At 58.0% G+C, this 13,547-nt stretch carries 10 protein-coding genes and 1 pseudogene; 8 read left to right on the top strand and 3 right to left on the bottom strand.

Annotated features, from left to right (window positions below; translation table 11 throughout):
• Positions 1–282 precede the first annotated feature (282 nt).
• The 8 genes and pseudogenes from JI59_RS27150 to JI59_RS19325 all read left to right on the top strand — a co-directional run bounded on the left by JI59_RS27150 (position 283) and on the right by JI59_RS19325 (position 8,616).
• Positions 283–2,706, top strand: coding sequence for a TonB-dependent receptor (locus JI59_RS27150; RefSeq protein WP_007014034.1), 2,424 nt, complete (start codon positions 283–285; stop codon positions 2,704–2,706).
• A 131-nt stretch (positions 2,707–2,837) separates the two neighbouring features.
• A complete protein-coding gene (locus JI59_RS19295) occupies positions 2,838–4,079 on the top strand; it encodes an acyl-CoA dehydrogenase family protein (RefSeq protein ID WP_007014033.1) in 1,242 nt (413 codons plus the stop codon).
• Positions 4,080–4,118: 39 nt separating this feature from the next.
• A pseudogene (locus JI59_RS19300) lies at positions 4,119–5,057 on the top strand (aldehyde dehydrogenase family protein); the annotation flags it as partial.
• 161 nt (positions 5,058–5,218) lie between these two features.
• Complete coding sequence (gene tnpA / locus JI59_RS26310; RefSeq protein WP_203226079.1) at positions 5,219–5,548, top strand: IS66-like element accessory protein TnpA; 330 nt, start codon at positions 5,219–5,221, stop codon at positions 5,546–5,548.
• Positions 5,545–5,898: an IS66 family insertion sequence element accessory protein TnpB gene (gene tnpB, locus JI59_RS19310; protein WP_038575295.1), complete on the top strand. Its 354-nt coding sequence runs from the start codon at positions 5,545–5,547 to the stop codon at positions 5,896–5,898. The genes tnpA and tnpB overlap by 4 nt, the downstream gene beginning before the upstream one ends.
• A 50-nt stretch (positions 5,899–5,948) precedes the next feature.
• Positions 5,949–7,502 (top strand): IS66 family transposase, encoded by a 1,554-nt coding sequence (gene tnpC, locus JI59_RS19315; RefSeq protein ID WP_007015831.1) that lies wholly within the window; start codon positions 5,949–5,951, stop codon positions 7,500–7,502.
• The gene (locus JI59_RS19320; protein ID WP_007015830.1) at positions 7,499–8,080 is read left to right on the top strand and encodes a UPF0149 family protein; all 582 of its coding nucleotides are present in this window, start codon (positions 7,499–7,501) and stop codon (positions 8,078–8,080) included. Before tnpC ends, JI59_RS19320 begins: the two co-directional genes overlap by 4 nt.
• Positions 8,081–8,169: 89 nt before the next feature.
• Positions 8,170–8,616: an aldehyde dehydrogenase family protein gene (locus JI59_RS19325; protein WP_052118001.1), complete on the top strand. Its 447-nt coding sequence runs from the start codon at positions 8,170–8,172 to the stop codon at positions 8,614–8,616.
• 749 nt (positions 8,617–9,365) lie between these two features.
• Here the strand turns inward: JI59_RS19325 and paaK are convergent.
• From paaK to paaG, 3 genes are read right to left on the bottom strand one after another with little or no spacing between them, the layout of a single operon-like run.
• A complete protein-coding gene (gene paaK, locus JI59_RS19330) occupies positions 9,366–10,670 on the bottom strand; it encodes a phenylacetate--CoA ligase PaaK (RefSeq protein WP_007014717.1) in 1,305 nt (434 codons plus the stop codon).
• A gap of 5 nt (positions 10,671–10,675) precedes the next feature.
• Positions 10,676–12,706, bottom strand: a complete 2,031-nt coding sequence (paaZ, locus tag JI59_RS19335) for a phenylacetic acid degradation bifunctional protein PaaZ (RefSeq protein ID WP_007014716.1) — start codon at positions 12,704–12,706, stop codon at positions 10,676–10,678.
• 34 nt (positions 12,707–12,740) lie between these two features.
• Complete coding sequence (gene paaG, locus JI59_RS19340) at positions 12,741–13,532, bottom strand: 2-(1,2-epoxy-1,2-dihydrophenyl)acetyl-CoA isomerase PaaG (RefSeq protein ID WP_007014715.1); 792 nt, start codon at positions 13,530–13,532, stop codon at positions 12,741–12,743.
• Positions 13,533–13,547: the final 15 nt, after the last annotated feature.

Raw genomic sequence — 13,547 nt, forward strand, 5'->3', positions numbered from 1 at the left:
ATCGGGCCTCAAAAATCGGAGTAACCTGAACCGATCAAATCTGCGGCTTCCAAGCCGCAGATCTGATAGTTGCTTTGTCAAAGGTCGTGGCAAAGAAATCCCTCGATACACCGACTGTCACAGTTCGGCCACACAGACGCCCTGTGGCCGCCTGATGCAATCAATCTGTCCTCCAAGGCAAAGACGCTGGAACGAAAATGAGGAATACGGGGCAATAAGTTGACCGTCCGATCAGGTAACTTACTTGGTCAGCCGCAATCTAATGCCTTAAGGGAGGGCCGAATGAACAAGCTAATGGAGTCAGTCTCGATTGCTGCCTTGACAACTGCGGCGGTCGCATCACCATCAATAGCGAACGCGCAGGATCAGTTTGATAATGGGGCTGCGACAGCTTCGGCACAGGACGACCCGGCGCCTTCTCGCGACAACGTTATCTTGGTTACGGCGCAGAAGCGTTCGGAAAGTATCAATGAGGTTCCGCTCGCCATTCAGGCCTTCGGAGGAGAAGACCTCCGTCAGTCGGGAATCACCGAGGCGCAATCGTTGGCGGTAGTTACCCCCGCTTTGAATGTAGCGCGTTCCAGCGCGAACACGCCGATTTACACACTCAGGGGCGTCGGATTTAATACGCCGAACCTATCGTCAACCTCGCCAGTCGGGGTCTATTACGACGAGATTGCCTACGCGTATCCGTTCATGAGTTCTGGGCCCATTTTCGATATCGAACGAGTGGAGGTACTGAAGGGACCGCAGGGAACCCTTTACGGCCGCAATACGACCGGCGGACTTGTCAATTTTATTGTTCAGAAACCGGACACCACATTCGGCGCCGGACTCAATGTTGAGGTCGGAAATTACGATACCCAGAATTTCGAAGGGTACTTGAACATTGCAGTCAGTGACACACTTGCAGCAAGGTTCGCCGGACGAATTGAGCGTTCCGGGCGCGGATGGCAGAAAAGTATCTCCCGTGACGAACGTCTGGGAGAGAAGGACCGTGTCGGCCTGCGTGGCACATTGGCCTGGGCGCTTAGTGATCGGCTGACGGTGGACCTCGTCGCCAGCTATTGGAAGGATCAATCTGATACGGTGGCTGGCCAGGCTGTGCTGCTAAATCCCGACCAGCCGGCGTTCGTCGATCCTCGCCTGCGAACGGCCATCCGTGACGATTGGACCAGCACAACGGCGGACTGGGATACATTGGATGGGACCAAAGCTCCTTTCAAGGCCGATTCCCGCTTCTATGGTCTTGCCGGCCGGGTCCGTCTTGACCTTAGTGATGACATTTCGCTGGTGTCCCTGACTGGTTACAATGACGTGAGCAGGAATGACCAGAATGACGTGGACGGCACATCGGTCGAAGTTTTCGCACAGCAGTCGGTCGGCGACATTCAGTCGTTCTCGCAGGAACTGCGCCTTGAAGGCTCGGCAGGGCCGGTCGATTACATCCTCGGCGTTTATTATTCTAAAGACGACATTACCGACAATCAAATTGGCAACTACGACCGGTCATCGGTGCTGCAACTTCTGAGATTCCTGTCTCAGAACGTTATTGATCCGACTAATGCGCTCTATACGCCTGAGCAGTATGCGACTGGCTTCCGCTCCTACCGAAATACGACTGAGCAGCGCAATCGTTCGAAGTCAGTCTTCGCCTCCATGGATTGGGAACTTTCGGACAAGCTTAGTGTGACCGTAGGCGCGCGCTATACGGACGACCAGTTGAAGTTCAGCGCTTGCTCGGGCGATTTCAATGGTAATACGCTGCCCATCTGGAACACGGCGGTTCATTTCCTGGTGAATGTGCAAACCGGAAACGTGCCAAACTTCAACGTTCAGCCGAACGGGTGCATGTCCTATGCCGCAAACTTTACGGAACTTGCATCGTTTAAGCGACCTGTATTGAATGAAGACAATCTGGCCGGTCGTCTGAGCCTTCAGTACCAGGCGAATCCGGATCTGCTCATCTTTGGTTCTTTCAGCCGTGGGTATAAGTCAGGTGCGGTGCCCATGCTTCCCACAAATGTTGAAACACAGTTGGCACCAGCGACCCAGGAGCGCATCACAGCCTATGAGCTGGGCACGAAGGCAACGCTTGTGGGCGGAGCAGTCCAACTGAACGGCTCGGTCTTCTATTACGATTACAAGGACAAGCAGCTTTTCTCAGAGGTGCTTGACCCTGTTTTCACCACGCTGACCCGCCTCGTGAACGTTCCGAAGTCCGAAGTTTATGGTGGCGAGGTGGATCTCAATGTCCGTGTCAGCGATGTCGTCGACTTCCGCCTGGGTGCCTCCTACACAAAAACCAAGATCACCGAATTCACTGGCTTTGATCGTAGCGGTCAACCGGCCGACTTTGTCGGTTCAAGCTTTCCTTACACACCTGAATGGACGCTCAATGCGGCAGTGAAAGTCGATCAGCCAGTATCGCAAACGCTTGGGTTGCGTGGCAATGTTGTCGCAAACTACCAGTCTTCCACTGCGGCCTCGCTCGGCGACGAGCCAGGCTTCAAGGTGGACGCCTACACGGTCGTCAACGCTTCGCTGGACCTGTATTCCAGTCAGGACAACTGGAGCGTTGGATTGTATGCGAACAATCTCTTCAATGAATATTATTGGAATTCAACAGACGTTCTGACTGACGTGGTTTTCAGAATACCTGGCGCTGCGCGTACATATGGGGTCCGGTTGGGCTGGAGTTACTAAGCTCATGCTCTCTTCTTGTCCAAACGCTTGAGTGTAGTTGCTTTGGGGGGAATTCCAGAATCGGCTGAATTCCCCCCATCCGCTTTCTGCTGTGACGCGGGCAAAGATGTTGACGTAAAGGTATTAGAAATATGGAATCTCTAAGCAGCGCACAGACCGCACTTCGCTTCGCAGCTCGAGAGTTTGCCCAAGAGCATCTACGCCAATGCGACCCTCTCGTTGAGACTGGTTCTACGCCGCAAGAACGGTTCGCGGCATCCAGACCAATCTATCAGGCAATGGTGTCTGCCGGATTCCTGAGGCGGTGTATCCCCGCCCCATTAGGCGGTGATGGTTCTGGTTTGGTTGATGCAGCAATCCTTGCAGAAGAACTTTACGGTGAGAATGGAGGAATTTCCCTTACGCTGTTTGGAACGGTTTTGGGCTTGATGCCCGTAATACTAGGGCCAAATGATGAATTGAGAGACAGGGTCCTTGCTCCATTTCTGAAGACTAGCGGAACGCCGCTGTCAGCGTTCTGCATGACGGAACCTGGTGGCAGCGCAAATATTTCAGATTCCGTGCCCGTAGAAGGGCTCCGAACAATTGCCTTGCAGAAGCAAGGGGGGTGGCAGGTTTCGGGCGCCAAGAAGTGGGTATCCTCGGCAACGGGATGGGACGGTAAGGGGGCCGAACTGCTGTGCATCGTTTGCCGTGGCATCGATGATGCGGGGCAAGAGCTTGGCACTGGGATTCTGGCAACCGAACGACCTCAATCGGGCATAGTCGAACTTTCGGTCGCTCGGCTAATAGATTCAGTTGGGCATCGGGCCCATCTCCTTCCGGAATTCCAGATTAAGGATCTGTGGATCCCAAATCAGAACGCCGTCACTCCAATGGGTGAAGGGGGGGCAGTCATGGCTGGCGCATTCACAGCGACAGCTGCGCTTGTTGGCGTATTCGGTGTGGCCCTGATGCGAACAGCATGGGAGTATACCCTGAATTTCGCGAAGACTGAGACGCGAGGCGGAAGCAAGCCGATTATCGAGCATCAAGCCGTGGGCTACGCTCTGGCCGATGCCAAGAGCACCATAGAAGCAGCACGAGCGCTCTCCTGGAGGGCATGCATTGCCTTGGACAACAACTTGCCCGGTGCCGAAGAACTGGCGATTCATGCAAAGGTGTTTGGTTCAGAAAGAGCCGTCGAGGTTTTGGGCGATCTGATGAAAATTGTCGGCGTCGAAAGTTATGACCGCGACTGTCCTTTGGCGGGTTTAATGCAGGATGCGCTGGCTTTGCCTGTCTTTGATGGTGGCAACATGGGTGTTCGGCGCAAACAACTCCATCAGATTTACCAACTCAAAGACTACGATCAACACTCTACGCTTGCGTGAGCCAATCGCGTTGATCGGACTGGGGATTTAAGGGTTCATATGACCACTGTTTCACGCAAATTCAGTAACATCTATGCCGGCCGGTCTCAGGACGCTGCGCAGACGCTTCCTGTTCGCAATCCAGCGAATGGAGAGGTGGTCGGGCTCATGCCGGTGGGAACCCTAGATGATTTGAATGCTGCGGTTAGCGCAGCTCGTGCTGCCGCGTCTGGCTGGGCAAACCGTTGCGATAGCGACCGGCAGGAGCTTTGCATGCAGATTGCAGAAGCAATTGGTGAGAACTCAGAAGAACTCGCCATGCTTCTCACCCTTGAGCAAGGTAAGCCATTAAATGGGTTTGGGTCTCGGTGGGAGATCGGTGGGGCGCAAGCATGGTGCCAGTATACCGCTGGACTGGAGATTCCGGTTGAAGTACTTCAGGACGATGAGGGTGCAAGGGTGGAACTTCATCGACAGCCTATCGGGGTTATCGGTTCGATAACCCCCTGGAATTTCCCGGTCATGATAGCTGTTTGGCATCTCATTCCTGCAATCCGTGCCGGAAACACTGCTGTCATCAAGCCATCTCCCAATACGCCTTTGGCAACAATCCGGCTCGTCGAATTGATAAACGACATCTTGCCAGCTGGCGTGGTTAACATTGTCTGCGGCGATGTCGATATCGGAGCTGCGATTTCCCAGCATCGTGACATCGACAAGATGGTCTTCACCGGATCAACCAATACCGGTAAAGAGATCATGGCATCGGCAGCTGGGAACCTGAAGCGCCTGACCCTGGAATTGGGAGGGAACGACGCCGCTATCGTGCTTCCAGATGTAGACGTCGGAGCAATCGCCGAAGGCGTTTTCTGGGGCGCGATGCTGAACAGTGGCCAGACATGTGCCTGCATCAAGAGGCTCTATGTTCACGATGATGTTTACGAGGCCCTTTGTTTGGAGTTGACTAGCCTTGCGAACGGAATTGTCATAGGTGATGGAACGTAACCGCTGATCCTACCCCACGTATCCGTGTGCTGCGCTGAGGACTAAATCCGCACGAGACGATGAGGAACTCGGCAGTGACGGATGAGATTGATACCGGGTCAAACGGGGATTTGACGTGTGCGTCGCACAGTGCAATTTCGCGTTTATCCGACAGTTTGGCGTCCACACGGCGGCGCTACGAGCGGTGGCCGGATGAAGAGCGTGACCGCATTCTTGCTGAGAGCTTCGCGCCTGGGAGGACGGTGGCGCAGGTCGCACGGGATAACGGTGTTGGCCTGGGCCTGTTGCACTATTGGCGTCGACAGGCGCGGGCAGCGGGCGTTGTCGAGGAATTGCGGCTCGTACCCGTGACGGTCGTTGCGGAAGCGGAGCAGGCGAGCCAGACCGCCGGCATGGAACTGATCGTGCGCGACGTGACCGTTCGTATCCGGGGTGCGATCGAGGCGGACCATCTGCGCACGGTGCTGGCGGCGATCCGCGCGTGATCCCCATCGATGGAAGCGTGCGGATCTATGTGGCCACGCAGCCCGTAGACTTCAGGGCCGGGATTAACCGGCTCATGGGACTGGTGACGCATGTGCTGGGCCATGACGCCTGCGCCGGGGATGTCTTCGTCTTCCGCAACAAGGGAGCAGATAAGGTCAAGCTGGTCCGTCATGACGGGTCCGGCGCGGTTATGGCGACGAAATGGCTCGACCATGGGAAGTTCCATTGGCCGCCGGTGCGAGGTGGAACGCTGGCTCTGAGCGGGGCGCAGTGCGTGGCGCTGCTGTCTGGTCTGGATTGGCAGAAATTGCCGTCGCAAGAGGCCCGTCGCCCTGCATTTTATGGCTGAAATCGGTGGTTTTTAAGTGGCGGCGGGAAGCCTGTGTGGTATAGGCAACCATGCCCGCCGGAGCCGACGATCTTTCTGAAAATATTGAGCAAATGGCAGCCTTGGTGTGTGAGCTCCGGGCTGAAATTGCACAGCTGCGCGCACTGCTCAAAGGCGTAGGCCATCAGGCCTTCGGCAGCCGGTCGGAACGCGCCGGCGTCATCCTGGGAGATCAGGGGCTGCTCGATCTGGGCGATCTGGTCAGCACGCCGGTCACCGCGGCGAACGACGACGAGGTGGCCGAGGAACGGCCCTTGATCCGGCGCCCGCGCAGGAAGCGTGGCATGATGGCATTACCCGCCCATCTCGAACGGGTGGAGCGCGTGATAGAGCCCGAAGCGCTGGATTGCCCCTGCTGCGCAGGCAAGCTTCACAGGATCGGCGAAGACGCCAGCGAAGCTCTCGACTGGGTGCCAGCCATCGTGCGTGTCATCCGTACCGTGCGACCGCGCTACGCCTGCCGCAACTGCCGTGAAGGCGTGGTCCAGGCGCCGGCCCCGCGCCGCGCGATCCCCGGCTCGATGGTCACCACCTCGACCCTGGCCTGGATGGCGACGGCGCGCTTCGCCTGGTCGATCCCGCTTAACCGGCAGTTGCAGATGCTGGCAGGGCAAGGCGTCATTCTCGACCGGGCCCTCCCGAGCCGATGGATGCGCAAGGTCGCATGGTGGCTCAAGGCGCTCTATGAGCGCCTGCTTGCCTACATCCATGGTCAATCCCGAATATTCTGCGACGAGACCCGGATGCCGGTTCTCGAGAAGGGACGAAAACGAACCCGGATCACACAGTTCTGGGCCCATGCCTGCGACGACGGACCCTGGTCTGGCCCGGCAAGGCCCGCCGTCGCCTATATCCATGCGCGCGGTCGCGGGCAGGCTGAAGCGCGCCAGCAGCTTGCCAACTATCAGGGCATCCTGCAGGTCGATGGGTACGCCGCCTACAAGGCGCTCGTCCGCAAGGGGGCGGAAGGGATCACGCTTGTCTTCTGTCTGGCTCATACTCGCCGCAAGTTCGTCGACGCCTACCGCAAATCTCCGTCGCCCGAAGCTGCCGCGATCATCGCCCTGATCGGTGAGGTCTACGCCATCGAGGCCCGGGTGCGCACCGGCAGCGCAGCAGAGCGCCTGATCGCCCGTCAGGCCGAGGCCCGGGAAGCGATGAACAGGATCAAGGCCCAGATCGACGACATACTGCCCAAGCTCTCGCCCAAATCCGATCTGGCCAAGGCGATGCGCTACACGCTCAATCATTGGAAGGGGCTGACGCTGTTCCTGGAGGACGGTCGCATCGAGGTCGATACCAATACCGTCGAACGCGGCATGCGAAATGTTGCCCAGGGCAGGAAGGCGAGCCTCTTCGCCGGCAGCGAGGAAGGGGCCCAGACCTGGGCTGTCCTGGCGTCACTTCTCCAGACAGCTCGCCTCAACGGCCTTGATCCGTACACATGGCTGAGCGACGTTCTGGAGCGGATCGTCTCGGAGAAGGTGAAGATCAACGAACTCGACAGTCTCCTCGCCTGGAACTGGCGCCCTGCACACGAGCCGGTTAAGGCCTTGGCGGCATGAGATCCAAACGGCACGCATCCGGGGGCAGAACCCTCTCGCTCGAGCAACTCGAGATCTGGCTGGACGCCCTCGACCCGCCGGTTGCCGGCGTCTCCTCGATCGACGGCTTCCTCGCTGCGCTGGCGGCAGGCCCTTGCGTCATCGATCCCGACGTATGGCTCAAGAGCATCCTGCGCGAACACACCCGAAGCGCGAGTTCGGCACCTGCACGCAGAACGATTCTCCAGCGCTACAACCGCATCTGCATCGAGCTTGCCGAGCAGCCGGAGATCTATGCGCCGATCTATATGCGCACCGAGGATGGCGAGGTGTTGCTCGAGGACTTTGCCAACGGCTTCTTTACCGCGATGCATCTCGACATGAATGCCTGGACCCCCTTCGTAGATGATCCCGAGTTCGGCTTGCCGCTAGCCGCCATCCTCGGCCACAGCACCCTTACCGGGGGGGCCTCCTTGATCGAGCAACTCGACGATCCGTCCGCCAATCACGCTCTCGCCGATACCTGGCGCATGGTGCCCGAGATCATCTCGTTCCTCCATGACCACTGCGCCTTCGCACGAACCATGACGGCGCTCTGACGGCTACCTCGTCAGCTCCTGCGTGGGGCCGGTGCAGCGGTTACGATGGAACGAATGAAGGTTCGTTGCTTGGTCCGATCCAGAATCAAATGCAGTTTGATAAAGTGGCTTCATTGGTCGAGCAGGCCAAGCAGGGTGGGGCTACAATCCTGTGTGGGGGAGATCCACGCGGAGAAACGCTCTTTTACCCGATAACACTGGTTGCTGATATCACGAACGAGGCAGCGTTGGTCCAAGAGGAACAGTTTGGTCCGGCTTTGCCAATCGTGAAGTATTCCGATATCGAGCAGGCGCTTGTTTGGGCTAACGACAATCCAAATGGTCTGGGTGGATCCATTTGGTCATCCGACTCTGACGTTGCAAATGAATTGGCCTTGCGCCTGGAAGCTGGGACGATCTGGATTAACAGGCATGGGCTAATCCAGCCGAATGCACCCTTTGGAGGGATCAAGCAATCCGGGGTCGGAGTGGAATTCGGCATCGAAGGTCTCAACCAGAATATGAATATCAAGACCGTACTCAGTTATCCAAGCTGATAAGTGAGGTGGTCCCGTCTATTTGGACAGTTTTGCGGCTAAGTTAAGCTCATCCATGTTGTTGCTCATGCTGCCATTCTGGTGATCAGGTCGCGGAGGGCATTCCCCCCACGATCTGGAGCGTTTATTTGCCCATATGCCTCGGCCGGGTTTTTGCCCGCAAGGCGTGAATGAGGCCGATGATGGTTGTACAATTCGACGACAGAACACCCACGGGACCTGTGAGCGTGAGCTCCTTTATCCTTGGCATCCTTGGATCGGGCGCCAGAATTGCGTTCATGAAGTGAATGAGAAGAATGGCGCGGCGGTCTTTCGTTGCAGCCTGTCGGGCGGTGATTGCGACCGTCTGTTGGAGGTGCCCGGTTGGATGTTCGACCGGACTGCGAGGGCTGGCTGGCTTGTCGCCTCCACACCGCAGGTTTCTATGGCTGCGATCGATGCCCTGTCTGTGTTGTTGATTGGCGGTGGAGCGGCATCGCAATCTGGGAATATCGGCGCAGCATCGGGTTCTCAGGACACGATTCGGAGAGATGCCGATGCCTCGCCAGCCTACAGCCTACAGCCTACCAGTTCGACCTGTTCCTAATTCCAAGCGAAGGACAGACAGCGCCCGTGCCTGGATAAGTCGCATTGCCCGTCTGGAAACGAAGCGTTGAGCCACGCGCTGTGACGCAGCGGCTGCACCGACCCATTTCGCAATCCTCCTAATTGATGTGGGTCGGCGCGCCGGGCTGGACGTGTCCCAAAGTTCAGACTTTTGGCCGGAGGTCGGTTACGCGGCTTGCCTTGCCTTCGAAACGTTTCAAAGTTCCGGGAGCTGCGACGTCGATGTCGGTGCTGATTCCGATGATTGTCTTGATATGATGGACTAGCTCACTTCGGTAATTCTTCTGTTGGACGTCATCCACGACTTCACGACATTCAACGCGCAGTTTGACGATATCGAGCCTGTCGGGACGGGTGATCTCGATCTCGTAATGTGGGGCCAGGCCTGAAATGCGAAGGATTTGCTCCTCGATTTGACTAGGAAAGACGTTTACGCCCCGAATGATCAACATGTCATCCGAACGGCCAGTGATGCGCGCCATGCGCCGCATAGGCCCGATATCGCCCGGCAACAGGCGCGTAAGGTCGCGCGTACGATAACGAATGATCGGCATCGCCTGTTTGGTTAGAGACGTAAAGACGAGTTCGCCTTCCTCTCCTTCGGGCAGTACTGCGCCCGTTTCCGGGTCGATGATCTCGGGATAGAAATGGTCTTCCCAGATCGTTGGAGACCCTTTCGCACGCCCATATTCCTGTGCGACGCCCGGGCCGATGACTTCGGACAGGCCGTAGATGTCAACCGCGGTGATCCCGGTCGCGCTCTCGATCTCGTGGCGTATGGTATCGGTCCACGGTTCCGCACCGAAGATTCCGATTTTGAGCGATGTGCTCTTCGGATCGATACCGCGTTTGCGCATCGCGTCGATCAAAGTCAGCATGTAACTGGGCGTGACCATGATGATATCGGGTTGAAAATCGGTAATGAGCTGAATCTGCTTTTCGGTCTGCCCACCTGACATCGGGATTACGGTACAGCCCAATGACTCCGCGCCGTAATGGGCGCCCAACCCGCCCGTGAACAGGCCATAGCCATAGGCGACGTGGACCTTCATACCAGGGCGTCCGCCCGCTGCGTGGATGGATCGAGCGACGACAGCGGACCAAGTGGTGATGTCGTCCCGCGTATAGCCCACGACAGTCGGCTTGCCTGTCGTTCCTGACGAAGCGTGGATCCGCACGATATCGTCCATGGGTGTCGCGAAAAAGCCGAACGGATAGGCCTCGCGCAGATCCGCCTTCGCAATGAAGGGAAATCGGGCGAGATCGCTCAGCGACTGCAAGTCATCAGGCCCGACGTTTGCCGCGTCGCACTTTGCGCGCCATGCAGGGTTACCACCGTAGGCGTTGCTGATTGATGCCTTCAGCCGATCGAACTGTAGCGCACGCAGGGTTTGCAAATCCAACAGTTCGTTGGCCAACAGCTCTTGTTCGGATACTTTCGCGCTCATCGATTTTACACCTCGTTCATGGTCAGCAGGTTGTAAGTCGCGACGGTGGCGTCATCCTGATTGGTGACTGTCACTGCCCAGACGACTTCGCCATATTCCCTAGCCTTACGCATTTTCTTGGACTTTACCGTCAACGCAACCTTGATCGCGGTACCGGGGGTTACAGGTTCCAGAAAACGCAGCGATTCCAGACCGTAGTTCGCCAACACTGGACCGGGCGAAGGCTCGACGAACAGACCCGCCGCGAAAGATAGGATCAGATACCCGTGTGCGACGCGGCCCGGGAAAAACGGGTTCGCGGCGGCGGCTTCCTCATCCATGTGCGCGTAGAACGTATCGCCCGTAAATTCTGCGAAGTGCTGGATGTCATCCAGCGTGATGGTCCGGCTGTCAGTATTGAAGGTATAGCCGATATCCAGCTCGCCAAATGCCATGCGGAACGGATGGACTTCTCCTGTCGGCTGCGGCGCACCGGGCAGCCATTGCCGGACGATGCCGGACAGCGTTCGGGGATGGCCTTGGATGGCACTTCGCTGCATGTAATGCTTCACGCCGCGCACACCGCCCATTTCCTCGCCGCCTCCGGCACGGCCGGGGCCACCATGGATCAGCATCGGCAGGGGAGAGCCGTGACCGGTAGATTCGCGCGCGCTGTCGCGGTCGATGAAGACGATACGGCCATGCCATGCGCCGACACCCGCCACAAACTGCCGCGCCGTTGCCGGATCATAGGTGAAGATCGACAGGGCGAGGGAGCCGAGACCTCTGTTTGCCAGCGCGATCGCATCTTCGATGTCTTTATAGGGCATAAGCGTCGAAACCGGTCCGAATGCCTCTACGTCGTGAATGCGCTGCGCATCCCACGGCTTGTCCGCGCGGAACAGCAGGGGCGAGATGAAAGCGCCGGTGCCGGGTTCTACCCCGACCGCGTCGACAAGGTCGATATCGCCGAAAACCAGTTCTGCCTCGGTCGCGATTTCGCGGGCCTTGGCGCGCACGTCTTCGAGCTGCTTCATGGAAGCGAGCGCGCCCATCGTCACGCCTTCTGCAGCGGGATCGCCGACTACGACCTTGGCAAGCCGCGCCTTTAATGCCTCTTCGGCCGCACCAAGCAGCGTCTCAGGCACAAACGTGCGGCGGATGGCCGTGCACTTCTGCCCGGCCTTGGTCGTCATCTCGCGGACAACCTCCTTTACGAACAGATCGAATTCGGGCGAGTCTGGCGTGGCGTCGGGCGCGAGGATCGATGCGTTGAGCGAATCCTGTTCTGCAATGAAGCGCACTGAATTGGCCTGGATTACGGGGTGATTCTTCAGCTTGCCTGCGGTCGCGGCAGACCCGGTGAAGCTGACGACGTCCTGTGCGGTCAGATGGTCGAAAAGGTCACCGACCCCGCCGACAATCAGTTGCAGCGCGCCTTCGGGCAGCACGCCGCTTTCGATCAGGATGCGTACGCAGGCCTCGGTCAGCTGAGAGCCCTGCATTGCCGGTTTGACGATCGCCGGAACTCCGGCAAGCAGCGTCGGGCCAAGCTTTTCCAGCATGCCCCACACCGGGAAGTTGAACGCGTTGATGTGGATCGCGGCGCCTTGCAGCGTGGTATAAACGTGCTGTCCCGCGAAGGTGCCTTTGCGGCCGATCGGCTCGAAATCGCCGTCAATCAGAATAGTGTCTTCTGGCAGTTCGCGACGGCCTTTGGATGACATGACGAACAAGGTACTGGCACCGCCTTCGATATCGATCCAGCTGTCGCTGCGGGTCGCGCCGGTGGCGGTGGAGAGCGCGTACAGCTCTTCCTTACGCTCCATGATGGCCGACGCCAGCGACTTCAGTATTTGCGCTCGTTCATGGAATGTCATTGCCCGCAACGCCGAGCCGCCGACCTTGCGCGCGTGGTCAAGTATGGCGGCATAGTCGAGACCGTCGGTCCCGGTTTGCGCCACGATCGAGTCATCAACGGCGGAATGGATTTCGGCCAATCCGGTGCCAGCCTGATACCATTCGTCCTTGGCGTAGTTGCTGAGGGTGAGAACCATGTCTTATCCTTGGACTATTAAAAAAAGGGGGGGCTCAGCGCCCGGAAAATTCGGGTTTGCGCTTTTCCATGAAGGCGCTGACGCCCTCACGGTAATCGTCGCTGAATCCAAGTTCGCGCATCAGGTCGCATTCGTGCGCCAGCTCGCTGGAAAGATCCTGCTGAAACGCTCCGCGTAGCGCGTGCTTCGTGGCCGCAAGACCACGTGTCGGTCCTGCGGCCAGCCGCTTGGCTAGCGCGAGGCTTTCCGATTCCAACGACTCGTCATCGACACACTTCCAGATCATGCCCCATTCTTCCGCTTTCTTCGCCGAAAGTGGTTCTGCCGTAAGGGCGAGTCCGATTGCGCGGGCCTGACCGATCACTCGAGGCAGGACCCAGGTGCCGCCTGTATCGGGGATCAGGCCGATATTGGCGAAAGACTGGATGAACTTCGCGCTGCGCGCTGCGAAGACGATGTCGCAGGCTAGCGCGACATTGGCACCAGCACCCGCGGCCACCCCATTCACCGCGCAGACCACTGGCTTATCGCGTCTGGCCAGACGTTCGACCAACGGGGCCCAGTATTTCTCAACAGTTTCGCCAAGGTCCATCGGTTCCGATCCTGGCGCGACGGCCCGGTCGTTCAGGTCTTGTCCGGCGCAGAACCCGCGCCCAGCACCCGTAAGCCAGATCGCGCGAACCGCGGGATCGTCATCGGCCGCATCGAGCGCCGATGCCAACTCTTCATGCATCTGTGCGGTGAAGCTGTTCAGGCGATCCGGACGGTTAAGCGTGATACGCGCAACGCCATCCTGATTGGCATGGGCAATGGTTTCAGAAGTCATTAAGTGATCCTCTCA

The sequence above is a fragment of the Novosphingobium pentaromativorans US6-1 genome (assembly GCF_000767465.1).
Classification (GTDB): Bacteria; Pseudomonadota; Alphaproteobacteria; order Sphingomonadales; family Sphingomonadaceae; genus Novosphingobium; species Novosphingobium pentaromativorans.